Here is an 18942-nt window from a genome sequence, read left to right as displayed (position 1 = left end):
CCGGCAGCCTGGCGCGGGTCCCGCGCTAGGCTGAATCGTGGACACTAACGGCGGCATCGAGACAGAACTCAAGTTTGACGTCGACGAAGCGGCGCTGCTGCCCCGGTTGACCGATATCCCCGGGGTGCAGACGATCGCTGCCCTGGTCACCCACGATCTTGAGGCCGTCTACTTCGACACGGCCGATCTCGTGCTCACCGCCGCGCACATCACCCTGCGTCGTCGCACCGGAGGCGACGACGCCGGGTGGCACCTGAAATTGCCACTGGCGGCCGGCCGCCGACACGAAATACATGCACCGCTGGGCAAGCACGTATTCGATAAAGCGGATGCCGTTCCCGAGTCGCTGACGCAGCTCGTGCGGTTTCACATACGGGACACCCAGCTCGTTCCCGTGGCCCAACTGCACACCCATCGGGTCGTCCATTCCCTGATTGGTGTGGATGGTGAGACCCTCGCTGTGCTCTGCGACGACCATGTACGGTCCGAGCGCCTCGTTCACGATCCGACGAACGCTGCCTGGCGTGAATGGGAGATCGAACTCGTCGATGGCCCCGACGACCTGCTCGACGCCGCTCGGTCCGTGCTCGCGTCCGGCGGCATCCTGGTATCGGTGCACGCCTCCAAACTGGCCCGCGCTCTCGGCGACCGGTTTCCCGGCCAGGCCGCTCAGCCCGGCCAGCTACGTGCAGCGCCCCGTCGACCTCGCCCCTCCGGCTGGGCTGGCGATGTACTGGTGCTCAGCCTGCACGAACAATTTGAGGTGCTGCGCGCGCAGGACCCCCAGGTGCGGCAAGCCACGGCAGGCGCCGTGCACGCGATGCGCGTCGCCACCCGCCGGCTGCGCTCGGTACTCGCCACGTACCACTCACTGCTCGACGCGACGGTGGTGCTGCATTTGCGCAGCGAACTCGTCTGGCTCGGGACCGTCCTCGGCGGCTCGCGCGACGAAGAGGTGCTGCAACGCCGCCTCATCGGTCACCTCGATCGCGAGCCCGATGGGCTGCTGCTCGGTCCGATTCGCGAGCGTCTGGGCAGTCGTTCCGATACCGATTCCGACGCGGCGCACCAGGCTCTGCTGACCGCCCTCGACACCCCCCGCTACTTTCGGCTGCTCGACGCCCTGTCGGCGCTCGTGGCCTCTGCGCCATTCACCGACGTGGCCCGCTCCGAGGCGCGCACGGTCGTGCCGAAGCTGATCAACAAAGAGTGGAAGAAGCTGCGCCGTGCGGTGCGAGCGGCCACCAAGACCACGCCGGGTGCCGAGCGTGACCTCGCCCTGCACGAGGCACGCAAACGCGCCAAGCGACTGCGCTATGCGGCCGAGACGGCGCATCCACTGCGCCCTAAGCGCGCCGCAGCGGTGAGCCGATTCGCGCAAAAGTTGCAGACCATTCTCGGTGACCAGCACGACAGCGTCATCGCCCGCCACCGCCTGCTTCAGCGCGGCGGCGTCGACGCATACCTCCGCGGCGAGAACACCTTCAGCTACGGTCGTCTGCACGCACTGGAACAGCAGAAGGCTGCTCACGCCGAGGCCCGCTTCTGGCGTGCCTGGAGTCGTCGCCCCTAGCTGCCAGCTACCCGAGTGCAGGTGAAAGCGTTAGTGTATGCCAAACGCAAGCCGCCACGTCACCGGACTGGGCTAGGCTCACTGCCACCACCTTAGGAAAGCAGACTTCATGACTGTTTCACCCCTCATCTGGGGCGCCACCATCGTTGTCATTGTGGCATTGCTCGCCTTTGACTACTTCTTCCACATCCGCAAGGCGCACGTTCCGTCGCTGAAGGAAGCGGCCGTGTGGTCCTCCATCTACGTGGGCCTCGCTATTCTCTTTGGCATTTTGGTGCTTATCTTCGGCGGTACCACGATGGGGTCGGAGTACTTCGCCGGCTACATCACGGAGAAGGCCCTGTCAGTGGACAACCTGTTTGTCTTCCTGATTATCATGGCAAGCTTCCGGGTTCCCCGCGAGGACCAGCAAAAGGTATTGCTGTTCGGCATCGTCTTCTCCCTGATCGCTCGAACCGGGTTCATTTTTATCGGCGCGGCGCTGATCAATTCCTTCGCCTGGGTGTTCTACATCTTCGGCTTGATCCTGCTGATCACCGCGGGCAATCTGCTCAAGCCCGAAGGCGACGGAGACAACCGGGCCGACAACCTGATGATCCGCTTGGCCAAGAGAAGCTTCCACACCACCGAGCATTACGACGGCGACAAGCTGTTCACCATGCACAATGGCAAGAAGGCGCTCACGCCCATGCTCTTGGTCATGGTCGCGATCGGCGGCACCGACATCCTGTTCGCGCTCGATTCCATACCTGCGATCTTTGGGCTGACCCAGAATGTCTACATCGTCTTCACCGCTACCGCGTTCTCACTGATGGGACTGCGCCAGCTGTACTTCCTGATCGACGGGCTGCTGGACCGGCTTATTTACCTCTCGTACGGCCTCGCGACCGTTCTGGCCTTCATCGGCGTCAAGCTGGTGCTTCATGCCCTCCATGAGAACAACCTGCCGTTCATTAACGGCGGTGAACCGGTTCCGGTCGTGGAAATCAGCACGGGCCTCTCCCTCAGCGTCATCATCGGGGTGCTCACCATTACCGTTGTGGCCTCGCTGCTCAGCAGGGCGGGCAAAGCCCAGACCGCCATCAACAATGCACGCCGCCATGCTGTCAGCTACCTGGATCTTGACTACACCGCTGACCTCGCCGAGCGTGAGCGGATCTACCGACTGCTGGCGGCTGAGGAAGCACAGGTTTCGGCCATGGACCTGAAATACCGCGACAAGGCCAAGGACGTCGACCGGATCCGTGAGCAGGTGGCGGAAGCGCACCGGCAGCATGATGCGTACTTGGCCCGGTAGAGCCGGTCGCGCACCAGTACGGTCCCTCATCGGCGGCAGGTGTCCTGCAGCGATGGAATGAGATCGCTCAACACGTCAGGCCGCCCACTGGGCGGCCTGACGTGAGCGAGAACAAAACAGCGTGTGACAAAACCGATGGTGGAGATGCGGGGAATTGAACCCCGGTCCACTGCTGTGGTCATATGCCTTCTACGGGTGTATCCAGTGAAGTCGCTTTCTCGGCCCCGGAATTTGCCACTGGCATCTACTCCGACAGGCCCAGCCTTCGTTTAAGTCCCTCTACGCCCCGTGGCTCAATGTAGAAGCAAGCTCTCTAAATGACGTCAGGATCCGGGTAGAGAGCATTCCCGGTCTGGCGGACTTCTTTAGTGCTTTCGCTTAGGCAGCGAGAGCGAAGTCAGTGCGGTTTGATTTGGCACTTATTGTTTTGCAGAGATCGTTTACGAGATAACCCTGCATCCTCGACCCGCTTCTCACAATTGCGCAAACAATGTCGAAACCGATCATCCCCATACACATCGCGCCCCGCGTCTTAATCAACACCGGGGCCGTCGATGGGTTCGTGTCACACGCTGTTGAGTTACCAAGCTGCACCAGTTTCGGTGCAGCCCTCTACACTACTACAAAAGTGACTTAGTCGCCGAGGTGTCGCTGCGCCGACATCGCGCGGTCCGATTCACGCTTGTCGGTGCGTTCCCGCAGCGTCTGACGCTTGTCGTACTCTTTCTTACCCTTGGCTACGGCGATCTCCACCTTGGCCCGACCATCCGCGAAGTAAATCCGCAACGGAATGAGCGTGTAACCGCCCTCCTTGGTCTTGTGGCTGATCTTGATAATCTCCTTCTTGTGCAACAGGAGCTTGCGCTTCCTCCGCGGCGGGTGGTTGGTCCACGAGCCGCCGGAATACTCCGGAATGTGCACCGCATCCAGCCACGCCTCGCCACCCTCAACGAAGGCGTATCCATCGACCAGGGTCGCCCTTCCGGCACGGAGCGACTTAACCTCGGTGCCACTCAAGACCATACCGGCCTCGTAGGTGTCACTGATGAGGTAGTCATGTCGGGCCTTGCGATTGGTTGCCACGACCTTTTCGCCACGTTCCCTGGGCATGTACCTCACCTCAATTCATATTGATCAGAGCGGATGCTGCCGGTCGATCCGGTAGACAGCCCACTAGTCTAGCCGCATCGGCGGCCCCCACCCACTGCATCCGTGTGCGGGCTAAACCTTGAGGTAGCGCGTGATCGCAAAGTTGGCCGAGAACGCGGCCAAGACCGCGCCAACGACCAACAAAATGGGCACCACAACGAGGGCATCGTCCATGCCGACCAGGGCGAAGCCGGTCAGCCTCGCGCCGAGATAGCCCTGCACGAAGAAGTACACCAGGGCCACGATTGCGCCGCCGGCCAGCAGCGAGCCCAGCAACGCCGCAAACACGCCCTCGAGAATGAACGGCGTCTGAATGAAGCGGTTGCTCGCACCCACCAACCGCATAATGCCCAGTTCCCGGCGCCTGGAGAAAGCTGACAAACGGATGGTCGTGGCAATCAACAGCGCGGCCGCGATCAACATCAACCCGGCAATACCGATGGCCGTGTAGCTCGCGACGTTGAGCACCGAGAAGATCTGGTCAAGGTATTTACGCTGGTCAGTGACATTTTCGACGCCAGCGATTCCCGACAGGCTCTCCACCAACACGGCCGATTTCGAGGGGTCCTTCAGGTTGACCCAGAAAGTCTGATTCAACTGGTCCGCGGTCACATAGTCGGCGACCGGGTTGCCGGCGAACTGCTTCTTGAAGTTCTCGAAGGCTTGCTCGTGCGTCTCGAAATAATAGGTATCGATGAATTGTGCAAGCGTTGGCCCCTCGAGCTGCGCCTCGACCGCTGCGATCTGCTCGGGTGAGGCGTCGCCGCCGGTGCAGGTTTCACCCGGCGAGATATCGGAGCACAGGTAGATGCCAACCTGCGCCTTGTCGTACCAGAAATTCTTCATCTGGCCGATCTGCATCTGCATGAGTATTGCCGCGCCGACGAAGGTGAGCGAGATGAATGTCACGAGCACGACGGACACGACCATCGACGCATTGCGCCGAAGGCCATTCGCGACCTCGGACAGCACCAGACCGAGCCTCATCGGGTTGGCCCCACATTCTGCTCGCCGGTATGGTCGGGTTTCTCTCCCGGTGCCCGCAGCCCGAGTTTCTCGGCCAGTGTGAGCTGTTCTGGGTCGTCGTTAGCGGTGACCGGAAGTACCGGACGGGTCATCGGCGGCGAGGCCGGGATCTGATCATGATCGACCTCGTCAGTCTGCGACGCTGCCACTGGTGCCGGCGCGGCCGGAGCCGCAGCCGGAGTCTGTACAGCCGGAGCCTGTACAGCCGGAGCCGGAGCCTCGACCTCAGTCGGCGCCTTGGCTGCCGCGACCGCTGCCGCAGCTGCGTGATGCAGCGACACCGACGTTTCTGGCACCGGCGCCGACGGATGGGTCAGCGACGGTCGAACAACGGCCGGCTGTGACACCGGAAGCTGAGAAACCGGCAGCTCAGAAACCGGCAGCTCAGAAACAGCTGGCTGGGCCAGCGCTTTGGCGGGCCGGGCATAGATCGACGCGACGGGCGGCGCCTCGTTGGTGGGGGCATCCGCCGCAGAACTATTCACGATGGTCGGGATGGATGCCGTGGCGTACCCGCCCTGACGTTCGTCGCGCACAATCTCGCCATGGACGAGTTCGATCACGCGACGCTGCATCTGGTCGACGATGCCGGCCTCGTGGGTAGCCATGATCACGGTGGTCCCGCCGGCGTTGATACTCGCGAGCAGGGACATGATCTCAGCGCTCGTGGTGGGGTCGAGGTTTCCGGTTGGCTCATCGGCCAGCAGAATCTGCGGCTTGTTCACGATGGCGCGGGCAATGGCCACGCGCTGCTGCTCCCCACCGGAGAGTTCGTGCGGCAGGCGCTGCGCCTTTTCGGCCAAACCGACCATCTTGAGGGTGTCCGGCACGGCTTCCTGAATGAAGCCACGGCTCTTGCCGATGACCTGCAGGCTGAAGGCGACGTTGTCGAACACGGTCTTGTTCGGCAGCAGGCGAAAGTCCTGAAAGACAACGCCCATGTTGCGGCGAAAATAGGGCACCTTGCGGTTGGAGATCGACCGCAAGTCCTGGCCGAGCACGTGAATGCTGCCGCTGGTCGGCTTCTCTTCCTTGAGCACGAGCCGCAGGCAGCTCGATTTGCCCGATCCGGAGGCGCCGACCAGAAAGACGAATTCGCCTCGCAAAATCTCGACGTCGATCGAGTTCAATGCCGGCCGAGTGGTGCCGGGATACTTCTTGGATATGTGATCAAAGCGGATCATAGCTCTTAGAGCCTAGGCATTCAGCAGCGTTTTCCCTACAGCGACATGCCCCGAGGGTGCCAAGCCTCAGTAACCGTTTAAGCGTCCGGCGCTTTCTTGCGCCAACGGATGCCGGCCGAGATGAATCCGTCCAGGTCACCATCGAAGACGTTGCTGGGGTTGTTCACTTCATACTCGGTGCGCAGATCCTTGACCATTTGGTAGGGCGCGAGCACGTAGCTGCGCATCTGGTCACCCCAGCTCGCGGTGATGTTGCCGGCGAGCTCTTTCTTGGTCGCGGCCTCTTTCTCGCGTTCCAGCACCAGCAAGCGCGACTGCAGCACGCGCATGGCGGCGGCGCGGTTTTGAATCTGGCTCTTTTCGTTCTGGCAGCTCACCACCGTGCCGGTGGGTAGGTGGGTGATGCGCACGGCCGAGTCGGTGGTGTTGACGGATTGGCCACCCGGGCCGCTGGAGCGGAAAACATCCACTCGAATGTCGCCGTCGGGTACCTCGATCGATTCGGTCTGTTCGATCAAGGGAACCACCTCGACCGCCGCGAACGAGGTCTGGCGTTTGCCGGCCGAGTTGAACGGACTCATGCGCACCAGGCGGTGGGTGCCGGCTTCGACGCTGAGCGTGCCGAAAGCGTAGGCCGCGTCAACCTCGAAGGTCGCGCTCTTGATACCGGCTTCTTCGGCGTAGCTGATGTCGAGCACGGTGGTGCGGTAGTCGTGTTGTTCCGCGTAGCGCAAATACATGCGCAGCAGCATCTCGGCGAAGTCGGCGGCATCCACCCCCCCGGCGCCGGCGCGAATGGTGATGACGGCGTTGCGTTCGTCGAACTCGCCGTTGAGCAGGGTCTGCACCTCGAGCTCGCCGAGTAGTTTCTGCAGGTTCGCGAGCTCTAGCGTTGCTTCGTCGGCCAGTTCCTGGTCGCCTTGGCCGTCATTGGCCATGTCCACGAGCACAACGAGGTCGTCGAGCCGGGCTCCGATGCTCTCGATGCGGGCCAGCTGGGATTGCCGGTGACTGAGGTCGCTCGTCACCTTCTGTGCGTGCTCGGTGTCGTCCCACAAATCGGGCATGCCGGCCTCGCCGCTGAGGTCGTCGATCTCCGCGCGCAGTCGATCAATGTCGATCACCGAGCGGATGTCGCCAAACGTGGTCCGCAGCGCGGCGATCTGTACTGAGAAATCCAAGTCAATCATGGTCCGTTCAGCCTACCGGGCGAAATTTGCGATGGGGCCGGGCGAGTGGCAACACCGGTCGACGATCACGGGCGGAATAGCCGAGGCCGGATAGCACGGGTGGAATGGCACTTCGAGTAGCATCGAAACCGATGAGCAACGCCGATAGCCCCTTCAGCCTGCGCTCGGTCGCACTGGTTGCGTTTCTGCCGACCCTGCTGTTTTCGATTGGCGAGGGCGCCATTATCCCCTTGATTCCGGTGGTCGCGAGCGACCTTGGCGCCTCCCTCGCCATTGCCGGCGTTATCGCCGCGATGGTCATGCTCGGCGAGCTGGTCGGCGATATTCCCAGCGGTTGGATCGTCTCGCGTATCGGGGAGCGCAACGCGATGATCTGGGCATCCGCTCTCACCATCGGTGCCGTGATCGTGTGCATGGCCGCGCCCAATCCGTTCGTGCTCGGCCTCGGCATTTTTCTGGTTGGGCTCGCCACGGCCATCTTTGCCCTCGCCAGGCACGCCTTCATGACCAACTATGTGCCGCTGGTCTACCGAGCCCGCGCGCTGTCAACGCTCGGCGGTGTGTTTCGAGCCGGCTGGTTCGTGGGCCCCTTTCTCTCGGCCGGACTTATCCACCTCACCGGCGGCACCCAGGCCGTGTTCTGGGTGTTCATCGTCTGCTGTGTCGGCGCGTCGGTCTTGCTGCTGCTCTTAGCCGACCCGTCAAAAACCTTCACCACTCCTTCCGCTGATAAGACCGTATTCGACACCACTGACACGAGCACGGGAGCGATCAGCAGCACCGGAACGGCGCGGCCGGCCGTAGCCGTGCAGGGGCTGTTCCAGACCATTTGGAGTCACCGCGAAGTACTCCTGCGGCTGGGCTCCGGCGCGGGACTGATCGGTGCGATGCGCGCCAGCCGCACGGTAATGCTGCCGCTCTGGGCGGTCAGCATCGGCATCAGCGCCCCCGATACCGCGCTCATCATCGGCATCGCCGGCGGCATCGACTTCGCCCTCTTCTATGTCAGCGGCCAGATCATGGACAGGTTCGGCCGCATCTGGAGCGCCCTTCCCTCGATGATCGGCCTCGGCGCTGGCCACCTGGCGCTCGCGTTCACCCACGACCTGCCGAGCAATGTGGAGTGGTTCATCGGCGTGGCCATGTTTCTCTCGCTCGCCAACGGTATCGGCAGCGGATTGCTGATGACGCTCGGCGCCGATCTGGCTCCGCGGCCGAATCCGGCGCCGTTCCTCGGTGCCTGGCGTTTCACGGCCGACTTCGGCAGCGCCGCAGCGCCCCTGGTCGTCGCCGGCATCACCGCTCTGGTCTCGCTCTCCGTGGCGAGCGGGGTGATGGGGGCGATCGGCCTCTGCGGTGCGGTTCTGCTGCGCCGCTACATTCCCCGGTACGCGCCGCACCGTCCGGGCCGTCTGCTCTAGCCGCACGAAAGCGACGCGAAGTTTTCCGCCCTCGACCAATGTTTTTCGTGCGCGGCAACTGGTCAGGTCTCGCCCGTGGCGAATTCAGGAAATTCACCGCGTGCGGGGTCCCGGGGCCCGGAATCGCACGGCTCGGGTTGACCAGGAAGTCGGATTTCCTGAATTAGCCACCAGGGTTGCTGGGCTACTCGCGACGCGTCGGTGCTGTCCGGGTGGAATGTTCCCAGCGGCCACGACGTTGTGGCAGGCATGCCCCTCATCGGAGAATACGAACCAAGCACCGCCCAGTGGGTGCGCGACCAGGTCGATCAGTACGAGAAGTCCGGTGGTACGGAGGGCACGACCCTGCGCGGCATGCCCGTCATCGTGCTGACGACGCTCGGTGTGAAAAGCGGCAAGTTACGCAAGGCGCCGCTCATGCGCGTCGAACACGAGGGCCACTATGCCGTCGTCGCCTCGCTCGGTGGCAGCCCGAAGAATCCGGTCTGGTACGCCAACGTCATCGCCCACCCCGAGGTTGAGCTGCAGGACGGCACGCAGAAGTGGGACATGCGCGCCCGGGAGGTCACCGGCTACGACAAGGCCATCTGGTGGGCGCGCGCCGTGGCGGCGTTCCCCGATTATGCCGATTACCAGGTCAAAACCGACCGCGAAATTCCGGTGTTCGTGCTCGAACCCATTACATAGGGGTGGCAAAACCTAGCACTCGAACCGGGTCCGGCACCCGCAAGGCGTCGATCGACCGCATCACGTTGCCCGAACTCGCCGACGACGGTGCGCGACTGCGCCCCGGTGACATCCGCGACACCGAACGCTACACAGGCGCGAACCTCGACGGCCGGGACCTGACCGGTATTTCGTTCCGGGAGTGTGAATTCGTGGGGGTATCCCTGCATGAGACCAAGCTGCGCGGGGCATCCTTTTCGGAGTGCCTGGCCACCGACCTGCACGCGCCGGTGTTCAGCGCGCCGCGATCCAACTGGCGTGACGTGCGCATCGACCATGCCCGACTCGGCTCGGTCGAGGCCTACGAGGCAATCATGCACTCGGTACACATCGACGGCTCCAAGCTCGATTTCGTGAACCTGCGAAACGCCACCCTGACCGACGTACTGCTCAGCAACTGCATCATCGACGAGCTCGACCTTGGAAGTGCCACCGTGCAGCGCCTCGAACTGCCGAACTGCCGCATCACCACGCTCGATGTTGGCGGCGCCAAGCTCAAGGACGTTGACCTGCGCGGGAGCGATTTCTCGGCTATCCACGGCCTCGATGGTCTGCGCGGGGCGACGATCGACGACGCTCAGCTCAGCCTGCTGGCGCCGCTACTCGCCGCCCACCTCGGACTGCGCGTCGAATAAAGCACCGTTTTCCCAGCGGATGCCCGGGGTCTCGACGTGCCCGCTCAGGGAATCGCGGTCGCGGTCAGCTCGAGGTCGGACGTTGGGCGATCGCGCTGGGTCGCGATCGCGGCCCCTGCGGCAACGCAGACCACGACGATGGCGATCTGTTGCAGCAGGGTGAACGTCTCTCCAAGCACGAGAACGCCGAAACCGGCCGCGATCACCGGGCCGAAGCTCGTAATGATCGCGTACAGGCGCGGGCTGATCCGCCGCAAGATATAGGTATCGAGCGTGTAGGGAAAGGCCGAGGAGACGACGCCGACGAGCAGGAGCAGTCCGACAACGCCCCAGGTGAAAGCCGACAGGTCGAGGGTGAACAACGCGATGGGAACCACGATCACGAGGCTGACCAGGCTCGCGATGGAAATGCCCTCGAGCCCGGGGAATTTGGTGGCCACCCGTCGGGTGAGCAGAATGTAGCATAACCAGGCGGCCGCCGCGGTGAGCGCGAGAGCAATACCGAGCAGGTTGAGCGTGCCGTCCGACCAGGTCAGCAGAAACACGCCGGCGGCCGCCGCCGCGGCGCAGATGAAGTCCAGAATGCGACGGCTGGTGACGAGGGCGAGAGCAAACGGTCCGAGAAATTCAATGGTCGCAGCAACGCCGAGCCCGAGCAGGCTAACGGCCTGGTAAAAACTGAGATTCATCACGGCGAGTACCATGCCCAGCGCCAGCGGCGGCCAGATCCGGCCCCAACTGAGATCCTTCAGTTGAGGCCTGGCCAGCGGCAGTACGACGATGACCATGACGATCTGCCGCGCCGCGACGACGACGGGCGAGCCGACCAACGGAATGAGTAGGCCGGCCACTGACGACCCGAAATTGATGCTGATCTCGGTGGCGACCTGAGCTCCCGCACCGCTCAGTTGGTCTCTCCTGGTACGCACACTGCTCCTGTCGGCGCCGTAATGGCACCTACAGAGGCTATCGCGCGCGGCATCCGCTCGTGGCCTGTGAACGCACAATGCATACGCGAGCGGTACCTACAGCTGCAGCGGAATGAACTGGTATTCGCTGGTCAAATGCTCATGCCGACAGGCGCCGCAATACAGCACGCCGAAGACGCGCATGGCGTCGACCCGCGAGGAACACTGAATCACCTTGGGGCCGCAGCAGGGCGATATCACCATGAACCCGCCTGATTCGGCCGGATCATGACCGCTCAATCCACGGTCGTGATGCACACCCTCGCACGGAAGTAGGGATTCAAAGTCAAGTTGCTCCAAGCTGCACTCATCAACGTCGTGTTCGTGCAGTAATGCATCCATGATTTCACAACCGTTCTTCGGTGGTGCTCAGCCGCCATATGAGCCACGTCAACCGGTGGCGACCTCCCGACTGAACGACGACCACAGGTCGCCGGCACTACCAACCGGGACCGGGGCTGGCACCTGTCGACTGCCGTACAAAGCGTGAAGCCCCCTACGAGGTAGGAGGCTTCCGTTGTCGACTACGTGTCTGTGCATCGTACGCTCCTAATCTGAAATTACCCGTGCGACTTTGCGGGGCTACCGGCCGCCTCACGCGAGAGCGGGATAAGTGTTGCTTCACGGGTGCTGAAGCACCACGTATCCCGCTCTCGCGGCCAGGGAAGAGTTAGTGGAATACCGCCCGGGAGACCACCGTGACCTCGAGCGGTACACCATCGGGGACCACGAGGGTGAGCACCGGCGGGCGCCACCACGATCGCAGGGTCACCGATGCGCTCAGCCCATCAACGGATGCCGCGCTCGTCACGACCAGGTCCTCGAACGACGCGTGCGGCACCAGAGCCAGATACTCGTCCACCGCCGCCGACACGTCGCCGGAACGCAGCAGCGGCCGCGGTCCGACGACGCCGACCTGCACCGCGTCGAGGGTGAACGCCTCCGATCCGGCGAGCACCGCACCATCGGCCAGGCTCAGCAGTCGTTTGTGGTCGAGGTAGAGCGACGTCGCGGACAGCGCCACGAGCACGAGGCTCAGGGCCAGAAAGCCGTAGAAGATGATCAGGAGTAGGGTCGAGCCGTCGTCATTTGCAGCGTGCATTCTGCTCATCCGGTGTTCCTAAACCGGGATACGATCTGCGTCGACGCCGCCTCTAGTGGCACGCTCGCACTCTGGCGGAGTGCCAGCAGGTCGGGAACGAGCGGCAGAGCAATGCCGATCCGCACAGTCACCGTCACCAGCCCGCGCGGGGCCAGACAGTGACTCGACCCGCCGGCGCACGTGATCCCGATCTCAGCGTCGCCCGCGTTCAGCCCGTAGTCCGCCAGCGCAAACGCGACGGCCCGCTGGGCCCGCGCGGTGGCCGTTACGCCATCCGGGGATTGCACGTACACCCGTGCCGCCTGCCGGGCTGCACCCTCTACAGCGAGCGCACCACCCTGCAGGGCCGACAGCGCGAGCACCAGATAGAAGAGGGGAACCAGCAAAATCATGCCGGCCGTGATGAACTCGAGCGAGGCCGAGCCGGCCTCCCGTACGCGCAGTACAGGCGCAAGCCACGAGCCAGGATCGACTTTCCTCAGCCTGTCACAGCGTTCACTCCAGCGATTCGACCGCTGCATGAGCGATCACCTCCAAGCCGCGCGGCGCACCGAGCAGTCCCATCAGCGGCAGCGGTGCGATCACGCGCACTTCGACGCTGGGGTACCCAGCACTCTCGCCGTACCGGGCCACGACATCGCTGGCATAGGTCGCTCCGACGGCCGTCGTAATCAGGTCCCGTGTTCGTTGCGCCCCCGCCGGCAGGCTGCTGTCGGCGAGGGTGGCGAAGCGTGCACCCTCGGCCGCGGCATCGAGCACGGTATTGCGAATGTGCAAGGCGAGGGCCAGCTGCATCACCATCAACGTCAGAAACGTCAGCAGTGACACCACCATGACGAACTCGGCCACAGCGGAACCCGCCTCGTCTCGCATCGAGTCGAGGCGCAGCATCCGCTTGCGGCGTGCGTACATGAACGGTCAGAAGCTGCTGACGCGATCCATGGCTTGCTGGAACACCCCGCTCAGGGCAGGGCCTGCGAGCCCCCAGATGATGATGACGAGCCCGGCCGTCATTAACGTAATCAGCACCCAGCCGGGAACATCACCGGTTTCGTCGCGGATGACACCCTTGAGGCGAAGCAGGATTCGGGACATGGCATTCTCTTTTCTCATAGTGGTGAGCGTGGTGCGTTTAGAATCCGGTCTGCAGAACCATCAGCCCGGGAAAAATAGCGAATAGTACGGTCATGGGCAAAATGAGAAAGACGAGCGGCACGAGCATCGCGACTTCTTTCTTGCCGGCTATCTCGAGCAGCGACCGCTTGGTCTGCTCGCGGGAATCCTGCGCTTGGGCGCGCAACACCTCGGCGAGCGGCGAGCCCCGATCCAGGGCACCGGTGACCTGATCAACGAACCGGGTCACTTCCGGCAACGCGATGGCGCGCGACAGTCCCTGCAGCGCGACCCCGATCGGCACGCCGGTGTGTACCTCGGCGATGACGCCACCGAATTCGCGGGACAGCTCCCCCGAACTCGTGCGGGAGACTCGTCGGATCGAATCGAGGATGCCTTCCCCGGCTGACAGGGACAGCGTGAGAAATTCGAGAATGGTCGGCAGCTCACTGCGCATGCGCGCCAACCGGGCGGTCGCCGCACGCTGCAGTAGCCAATCGCACAGTACCGCGCCGCCGATTCCGGCCAGGAACGGCACCACGAGTCGGGCTGGCAAGGGAAGCTGGGCCAGCACCGCGATGGTGATTACCGTTCCCGCGGCGAAGGCCAACAGGGCCCACACAAGTTGCCCCGAACGAAACTCATCCACCGTTTTGTGTGACCCGGACTGGTGCAGGCGCCGCGCGATGGTCTCGCTGCCGCCGAGCAGACTCGACAGGCCGCGGGTGAGCGCACCGAAGATCGGCCCGAACAGGCTCCCGAACACGGGGATCGGATTGACCGTTCGGCGGGCGGCGATGCTGCGTGCTTCGACGGAGACATCGAGAATATAGGGCACCACGCGATCGATCAGGCGCGGGCGGGTCAGGCGCGGCATCAGGCTCACCAGGGACCATAAACCAACGCCGAGGCAGCTGCCGCACAGCACGGCCCAGCCCAGCGCAGTTGAACTCAGCGCGGCGCTCATCGGGTGCGCCAGCCTTCTACGAAAACCATCGGCGTTCCTCCGGTAAGCGGCCGAGCGCGATCATGATGCGGTAGGCAATGACCGACAGGGCCAGGCCGCTCGCGATCACGGCAACGCCGGCCGAGGAGTTATAGGCGACGGCAGCTTCGGGCCGAGAGGCGAGCAGAACGAGGATGATCCAGGGCGCCGCCACTCCCAGTCTGGCAGCGCTCACCACCCAGGATTGGCGGGCTTCCACCTCGAGCCGCACCGCGGCATCCTGGCGCAGCCAGGCCGCGAGGCTGCGCAGCACCACCGTGAGGTCGGTGCCGCCGACCTCACGCGCCATGCGCAGGGTCTCTAAAATACGATCCGCCACCGGGTCGGCAAGGGAACGTTTGAGCTCGTCGACGCAGTAGCTGAAGTTGCCGGTCGCCCGGTATTCGCGCTCGAACTGGATAAAAGCGCTGCGGGTGGCGACCGGCCCGGCCTGCGCGAGGCTGCTCACGCTGTCTGGCAGAGCCAGGCCAGAGCGCAACGCCGAGACCAGATGGTCGACGACGTCTGGCCAGACCGTGCGGTTGGCCCGACGCCGGGCAGCTGCCCGCCAGGAGACAATCAACCACGGCAGCAGCAGCCCAACGAGGCCAGCGACCATGCTCAGGGCCCGCACCGCGAACAATCCATGTGCCAGGGCAGCGGATGCGACCCCCACGATGGCAGACACCGCTAGAAACGCCGATACCGGCACAGATCCGAGGCCACCCTGAACCAGGCGCACGCGCATCCGCTCGCCGACCCCGGTACGTTCGCCCGCGGGCGCTTTACCGCCCGGCCAGAGGAACGGCCCGAGCAGCAGCACCAGACCAGATCCGAGCAGGCACCCCAGCACGAGCGTCATGCGGCCCCCTGCCGCAGCACCAGTGCCGGGTCGACGCCGGCGGCACGAAACTTGGCGAGTTTGGTCGGGTGTGAGCCGGTCGGTTCCAGGTGGCCGTGCGGCGATAGAAACAGCGGACTCGCTTCGATCGTCGAACCGGCCAGCTGGCCGCTCGGCGCGATGATCTCGCTGACGCGACGGTGTCCGTACCGGTCGATCTCGCAGTGCACCACGATGTCGATGCAGCCAGCCACGGTCGGCAGCACGAACGACGAGTCGATATTGCGGCCGGCCAACAGCGGCAGCGTCGACAGCTTGGCGAGCGCATCCCTGGCGCTGTTGGCGTGAATGGAGCACATGCCGGGAAGTCCACTATTCAGAGCTATGAGCAGGTCGAGGCTTTCCGCCTCGCGCACCTCGCCGACCACGAGTCGGTCTGGCCGCATGCGCAGCGACTCCTTGATCAGTCGGCGCAGGGTGATCTCGCCGGTTCCCTCGAGGCTCGGTTGCCGGCACTGCATCGCCACGACGTCACGGGCCGACAGATCAAGTTCGAAGGTCTCCTCGACGGTCACGATGCGCTCACCGGGCCGAGTCGATGAGAGCAGGGCGTTCAGCATGGTCGTTTTGCCGGTCTGAGTGGCCCCGGAGACCAGAATGTTCTGCCCGCCCAGCACGCACACCCGCAGAAAATCGGCCGCCTGCTGGGTGAGCGCGCCGAGCCCGACCAACTGGTTTAGATCGCGGATGCGCCGGGTGAACTTGCGAATGTTCACCGCCCAATGTTTGCGCGTGATATCCGGAATCACGACGTGCAGCCTTGAGCCGTCAGGCAGCGATGCATCCACGAACGGCGACGAGAGATCCACCCTTCGGCCGGATGTCTGCAGCATCCGCTCGACCAGGTCGCGCACGTCTTGCTCGCCGAGCAGCAGCGTGGTCAGTTCAGACACCCCGTCGCGGGCGACAAACACCCGGCCGGGGCCGTTGATCCAGATTTCCTCAATATCAGGATCGTCGAGGAAGGGCTGCAGCACACCAAAGCCGGTCAGCACCGCCACGACTTCGCGAGCTGCCTGATGCTCGTCGGCGATCATCGGCGCGTGTCCGCTGAGGGCGCGCTCGCTGTAGCGGCGCACTTCGTCGCGCACATACTGCTCAGCGAGCGCGTTATTGGACGCGAGGTCGACGCCTTCGCGGCGCACTCGCAGCCGCACTTGCTCTGTGATGATACGAACGGCTTCGGTCATCCCAGCATGATGGCCTCATTTTCAATTCTTCGTAAAAGTTATCCACAGGGCTTGTTTTTCCGTATCGCGAGCACCAAAAATGGTCGCAACGGATGCCGCGGCATCCGTTGCGACCATCCGTCGCGATCAGAGCCGCGCGGTTAGTACACCGTTAGCGGGCCGACCAGCCGCCGTCCATCGTGTAACTTGACCCGGTGACCATCGCGGCCGCGTCTGAGGCCAGCCAGGCCACGAGCGAGCCCACCTCGTTCGGCTCGACCAAGCGCTTGATCGCACTCTCGGTGAGCATGATCTTGCTCAGCACCTCGGACTCCGGTATGCCGTGCACGAGAGCCTGGTCGGTGATCTGCTTCTCGACCAGGGGCGTACGCACATAGCCGGGAGCCACACAATTGCTAGTGACCCCGTGCGCGCCGCCCTCCAGGGCGGTCACCTTCGAGAGCCCCTCGAGACCGTGTTTGGCCGACACGTATGCACTCTTGAAGGGCGACGCGCGAATGCCATGGACAGACGACACGTTGATGATGCGCCCGAAATTCGCCGCATACATCTGCGGCAGTACCGCCCGAATCAGCAGAAACGGCGCCTCGAGCAGGAGCGTGAGAATGTTGTGAAAATCGGCCGGCTTGAAGTCCTGAATGGGGTTGATGCGCTGAATTCCGGCGTTGTTGACCAGAATGTCAACACCGGCCAGGGCTGGTGCCAAAACTTCGTCGGTGAGGGCATCGGTGTCCATGAGGTTGACGGTCCAGATCGACCCGCCTACCTCCTCGGCCAGGGCCGTGGCGCCTGTCTTATCAATGTCGGCGACGACAACATGGGCACCAGCGGCGGCGAGCGTCCGAACAACGGCGGCGCCAATTCCACTGGCACCGCCGGTGACGACGGCGCGCCGCCCTGCGAGGGGTTGTGTCGCGGCATTGGCGGCATCGGTGAGTTCAGTCATGATGTTCCTTTGATTGCGCGGGGCAGGTCGGAGAGAGTCGGGCACCATTGGCATCCCGCCCCTCCGGCTTGCAATGAGTTGAGCCGGGTTATTTTCCGGTGTTGACCGGATCGAGCCCGTGCTTGCGAGCATCCACGGCGTCGACCTCGCGCAGTGACACTCCCGCAGTCTCCTTGAGGGTGACCACGGCGACCACCGTAATGGCGCAGGCGATCATGATGTAGATCGCAACCGGAACCCAGGACTCATACCGCTGCAGCAACGCGGCTGCGATGATCGGCGCCATGGAGCCGGCCAGAATGGACGTGACCTGGTAGCCGAGCGACACTCCCGAATAGCGCATGCGAGTCGGGAACATTTCGCTCATGATCGCCGGCTGTCCCGCGTACATCAGGGCGTGGAAGCAGAGCCCGACCGTGACGGCGACAATAATGAGCAACGGGTTCAGGGTGTCGAACAGGGGGAAGGCGAAGAATGCCCAGCTGGCGCCGAGCACAGCTCCGGCGAGGTAGACGGGCTTTCGCCCCAAACGGTCGGAGAGGCGACCGACCTGCGGAATCACAATGAAGTGCACGAGGTGCGCGACCAGCAGGGCGATCAACAACTGGCCGGTGTCATACTCGTGCACCGTCTTCAGGTAGACGATCGTGAAGCTCACGATGATGTAGTACAGAATGTTTTCGGCAAAGCGCAGGCCCATGGCTCCGAGGATGCCCTTGGGGTACTTGCGCACGACCTCCAGCACGCCGTAATTGACGGCCTTTTCGGCCTCGACCTTCTCGCGGGCTTCGAGAAAGATGGGAGCTTCACTGACGTGGGTGCGAATGTAGTAGCCGATCACGACGATGATCGCGGAGAGCCAGAACGCCACGCGCCAGCCCCAGCTGAGAAACTGCTCTGGCGGAAGGAGCCAGGTCATGGTGAGCAGCACGATCGTGGCGAGCAGGTTACCAACCGGAACGGCGGCTTGCGGCCAGCTCGACCAGAAGCCACGGGACTGGTTCGGGCTGTGCTCGGCGACGAGAAGAACCGCGCCACCCCATTCACCACCGACGGCGAAGCCCTGGATGAAGCGCAGGGCCACGAGTAGCGCTGGCGCCCAGTAGCCGATGGTGTCGAATCCGGGCAGACAGCCCATCAGAAAGGTGGCGGCACCAACCATGATGATGGTCACCTGCAGCGTGTGCTTGCGGCCGAGTTTGTCACCGATTTGACCGAAGACGATGCCGCCAAGAGGCCGGGCGATGAAGCCGACCGCGTAGGTGAGGAAGGCGGCGATGATGCCGTCAAGCTCGCTGCCGGCGTTGGGAAAGAAAACCGTGCCGAAGACCAGACTGGCTGCCGTGGCGTACAAGAAGAACTCGTACCATTCCACGACCGTACCCACCATGGAAGCGGCGACGATCTTCTTCAGGCCGGACTTTTCAGTTTCGCTGGCAGCGTTGCGCGTGGCTTTGCCGGAACCGGCAGCCCCCACGCGTTGATTGACACTCATTGTCTGTCTCCTCTGTGTCGTCGATGACACGTAGTTGCGGT

The 18942-nt window shown here is 63.5% G+C and carries 20 protein-coding genes and 1 other RNA gene; 5 read left to right on the top strand and 16 right to left on the bottom strand.

Translation table 11 applies throughout. The features are described 5' to 3' along the window. Positions 1 to 37 precede the first annotated feature (37 nt). Both CXY75_RS18285 and CXY75_RS18280 read left to right on the top strand, forming a co-directional pair. Positions 38 to 1573 carry a CYTH and CHAD domain-containing protein gene (locus CXY75_RS18285; protein ID WP_104084203.1) on the top strand — a complete coding sequence of 512 codons (1536 nt, stop codon included), beginning with the start codon at positions 38 to 40 and terminating at the stop codon, positions 1571 to 1573. Between the two features lie 109 nt (positions 1574 to 1682). Beyond that, positions 1683 to 2870: a TerC family protein gene (locus CXY75_RS18280; protein ID WP_104084202.1), complete on the top strand. Its 1188-nt coding sequence runs from the start codon at positions 1683 to 1685 to the stop codon at positions 2868 to 2870. A gap of 136 nt (positions 2871 to 3006) precedes the next feature. Here the strand turns inward: CXY75_RS18280 and ssrA are convergent. The 5 genes from ssrA to prfB form a co-directional block, all read right to left on the bottom strand. Next, positions 3007 to 3381, bottom strand: a transfer-messenger RNA (tmRNA) gene (ssrA, locus tag CXY75_RS18275). 122 nt (positions 3382 to 3503) lie between these two features. Continuing rightward, complete coding sequence (smpB, locus tag CXY75_RS18270) at positions 3504 to 3980, bottom strand: SsrA-binding protein SmpB (RefSeq protein WP_104084201.1); 477 nt, start codon at positions 3978 to 3980, stop codon at positions 3504 to 3506. Between the two features lie 111 nt (positions 3981 to 4091). Beyond that, positions 4092 to 5006, bottom strand: coding sequence for a permease-like cell division protein FtsX (gene ftsX / locus CXY75_RS18265; protein WP_104084200.1), 915 nt, complete (start codon positions 5004 to 5006; stop codon positions 4092 to 4094). Next, the gene (gene ftsE / locus CXY75_RS18260) at positions 5003 to 6229 is read right to left on the bottom strand and encodes a cell division ATP-binding protein FtsE (protein ID WP_104084199.1); all 1227 of its coding nucleotides are present in this window, start codon (positions 6227 to 6229) and stop codon (positions 5003 to 5005) included. The genes ftsX and ftsE overlap by 4 nt, the downstream gene beginning before the upstream one ends. A 77-nt stretch (positions 6230 to 6306) precedes the next feature. Continuing rightward, positions 6307 to 7419: a peptide chain release factor 2 gene (prfB, locus tag CXY75_RS18255; protein ID WP_104084198.1), complete on the bottom strand. Its 1113-nt coding sequence runs from the start codon at positions 7417 to 7419 to the stop codon at positions 6307 to 6309. Positions 7420 to 7550: 131 nt separating this feature from the next. On the opposite strand from prfB, the gene CXY75_RS18250 reads away from it, so the two are divergent. The 3 genes from CXY75_RS18250 to CXY75_RS18240 all read left to right on the top strand — a co-directional run bounded on the left by CXY75_RS18250 (position 7551) and on the right by CXY75_RS18240 (position 10201). Continuing rightward, positions 7551 to 8840 (top strand): MFS transporter, encoded by a 1290-nt coding sequence (locus CXY75_RS18250; RefSeq protein ID WP_104084197.1) that lies wholly within the window; start codon positions 7551 to 7553, stop codon positions 8838 to 8840. Positions 8841 to 9089: 249 nt separating this feature from the next. Next, complete coding sequence (locus tag CXY75_RS18245; RefSeq protein ID WP_104084196.1) at positions 9090 to 9527, top strand: nitroreductase family deazaflavin-dependent oxidoreductase; 438 nt, start codon at positions 9090 to 9092, stop codon at positions 9525 to 9527. 2 nt (positions 9528 to 9529) lie between these two features. Beyond that, the gene (locus CXY75_RS18240; RefSeq protein ID WP_233202013.1) at positions 9530 to 10201 is read left to right on the top strand and encodes a pentapeptide repeat-containing protein; all 672 of its coding nucleotides are present in this window, start codon (positions 9530 to 9532) and stop codon (positions 10199 to 10201) included. 44 nt (positions 10202 to 10245) lie between these two features. Here CXY75_RS18240 and CXY75_RS18235 read toward each other — a convergent pair whose 3' ends face one another. The 11 genes from CXY75_RS18235 to CXY75_RS18185 form a co-directional block, all read right to left on the bottom strand. Then, a complete protein-coding gene (locus tag CXY75_RS18235) occupies positions 10246 to 11130 on the bottom strand; it encodes a DMT family transporter (RefSeq protein ID WP_104084195.1) in 885 nt (294 codons plus the stop codon). A 96-nt stretch (positions 11131 to 11226) separates the two neighbouring features. Further along, positions 11227 to 11511 (bottom strand): hypothetical protein, encoded by a 285-nt coding sequence (locus CXY75_RS18230; RefSeq protein ID WP_104084194.1) that lies wholly within the window; start codon positions 11509 to 11511, stop codon positions 11227 to 11229. A 328-nt stretch (positions 11512 to 11839) separates the two neighbouring features. Further along, positions 11840 to 12280 (bottom strand): pilus assembly protein TadG-related protein, encoded by a 441-nt coding sequence (locus CXY75_RS18225; RefSeq protein ID WP_104084193.1) that lies wholly within the window; start codon positions 12278 to 12280, stop codon positions 11840 to 11842. After that, positions 12277 to 12792 carry a hypothetical protein gene (locus CXY75_RS18220; RefSeq protein WP_233202012.1) on the bottom strand — a complete coding sequence of 172 codons (516 nt, stop codon included), beginning with the start codon at positions 12790 to 12792 and terminating at the stop codon, positions 12277 to 12279. The genes CXY75_RS18225 and CXY75_RS18220 overlap by 4 nt, the downstream gene beginning before the upstream one ends. Further along, positions 12767 to 13183, bottom strand: a complete 417-nt coding sequence (locus CXY75_RS18215) for a TadE family protein (RefSeq protein ID WP_233202011.1) — start codon at positions 13181 to 13183, stop codon at positions 12767 to 12769. The genes CXY75_RS18220 and CXY75_RS18215 overlap by 26 nt, the downstream gene beginning before the upstream one ends. Before the next feature lie 6 nt (positions 13184 to 13189). Then, positions 13190 to 13366, bottom strand: a complete 177-nt coding sequence (locus tag CXY75_RS18210) for a hypothetical protein (RefSeq protein ID WP_199182500.1) — start codon at positions 13364 to 13366, stop codon at positions 13190 to 13192. A gap of 37 nt (positions 13367 to 13403) precedes the next feature. Further along, entirely contained in the window at positions 13404 to 14351 is a 948-nt protein-coding gene (locus CXY75_RS18205) for a type II secretion system F family protein (protein WP_104084191.1), read from the bottom strand. A gap of 16 nt (positions 14352 to 14367) precedes the next feature. After that, on the bottom strand, positions 14368 to 15231 hold the full coding sequence (locus CXY75_RS18200) for a type II secretion system F family protein (protein WP_104084190.1): 864 nt from the start codon (positions 15229 to 15231) through the stop codon (positions 14368 to 14370). Next, positions 15228 to 16460 (bottom strand): CpaF family protein, encoded by a 1233-nt coding sequence (locus CXY75_RS18195; RefSeq protein WP_104084189.1) that lies wholly within the window; start codon positions 16458 to 16460, stop codon positions 15228 to 15230. Before CXY75_RS18195 ends, CXY75_RS18200 begins: the two co-directional genes overlap by 4 nt. 151 nt (positions 16461 to 16611) lie before the next feature. After that, complete coding sequence (locus tag CXY75_RS18190; RefSeq protein WP_104084188.1) at positions 16612 to 17406, bottom strand: 3-hydroxybutyrate dehydrogenase; 795 nt, start codon at positions 17404 to 17406, stop codon at positions 16612 to 16614. Positions 17407 to 17494: 88 nt separating this feature from the next. Further along, positions 17495 to 18901 (bottom strand): MFS transporter, encoded by a 1407-nt coding sequence (locus CXY75_RS18185; RefSeq protein WP_104084187.1) that lies wholly within the window; start codon positions 18899 to 18901, stop codon positions 17495 to 17497. Between the last annotated feature and the right edge of the window lie 41 nt (positions 18902 to 18942).

It is taken from the genome of Cryobacterium sp. Y11 (genome assembly GCF_002929535.1).
In the GTDB taxonomy this organism is placed as follows: Bacteria; Actinomycetota; Actinomycetes; order Actinomycetales; family Microbacteriaceae; genus Cryobacterium.
The sequence above is the reverse complement of the archived record's forward strand: the minus strand, read 5'-3'. Positions and strand labels throughout refer to the sequence as shown.

Bases quoted from the DNA above. Each gene is read 5' to 3' on its own strand.
- CXY75_RS18280 (WP_104084202.1), top strand. From the start codon at position 1,683: ATGACTGTTTCACCCCTCATCTGGGGCGCCACCATCGTTGTCATTGTG.
- smpB (WP_104084201.1), bottom strand. From the start codon at position 3,980: ATGCCCAGGGAACGTGGCGAAAAGGTCGTGGCAACCAATCGCAAGGCC.
- ftsX (WP_104084200.1), bottom strand. From the start codon at position 5,006: ATGAGGCTCGGTCTGGTGCTGTCCGAGGTCGCGAATGGCCTTCGGCGC.
- ftsE (WP_104084199.1), bottom strand. From the start codon at position 6,229: ATGATCCGCTTTGATCACATATCCAAGAAGTATCCCGGCACCACTCGG.
- prfB (WP_104084198.1), bottom strand. From the start codon at position 7,419: ATGATTGACTTGGATTTCTCAGTACAGATCGCCGCGCTGCGGACCACG.
- CXY75_RS18250 (WP_104084197.1), top strand. From the start codon at position 7,551: ATGAGCAACGCCGATAGCCCCTTCAGCCTGCGCTCGGTCGCACTGGTT.
- CXY75_RS18245 (WP_104084196.1), top strand. From the start codon at position 9,090: ATGCCCCTCATCGGAGAATACGAACCAAGCACCGCCCAGTGGGTGCGC.
- CXY75_RS18230 (WP_104084194.1), bottom strand. From the start codon at position 11,511: ATGGATGCATTACTGCACGAACACGACGTTGATGAGTGCAGCTTGGAG.
- CXY75_RS18225 (WP_104084193.1), bottom strand. From the start codon at position 12,280: ATGAGCAGAATGCACGCTGCAAATGACGACGGCTCGACCCTACTCCTG.
- CXY75_RS18220 (WP_233202012.1), bottom strand. From the start codon at position 12,792: ATGCAGCGGTCGAATCGCTGGAGTGAACGCTGTGACAGGCTGAGGAAA.
- CXY75_RS18215 (WP_233202011.1), bottom strand. From the start codon at position 13,183: ATGTACGCACGCCGCAAGCGGATGCTGCGCCTCGACTCGATGCGAGAC.
- CXY75_RS18210 (WP_199182500.1), bottom strand. From the start codon at position 13,366: ATGTCCCGAATCCTGCTTCGCCTCAAGGGTGTCATCCGCGACGAAACC.
- CXY75_RS18205 (WP_104084191.1), bottom strand. From the start codon at position 14,351: ATGAGCGCCGCGCTGAGTTCAACTGCGCTGGGCTGGGCCGTGCTGTGC.
- CXY75_RS18200 (WP_104084190.1), bottom strand. From the start codon at position 15,231: ATGACGCTCGTGCTGGGGTGCCTGCTCGGATCTGGTCTGGTGCTGCTG.
- CXY75_RS18195 (WP_104084189.1), bottom strand. From the start codon at position 16,460: ATGACCGAAGCCGTTCGTATCATCACAGAGCAAGTGCGGCTGCGAGTG.
- CXY75_RS18190 (WP_104084188.1), bottom strand. From the start codon at position 17,406: ATGACTGAACTCACCGATGCCGCCAATGCCGCGACACAACCCCTCGCA.
- CXY75_RS18185 (WP_104084187.1), bottom strand. From the start codon at position 18,901: ATGAGTGTCAATCAACGCGTGGGGGCTGCCGGTTCCGGCAAAGCCACG.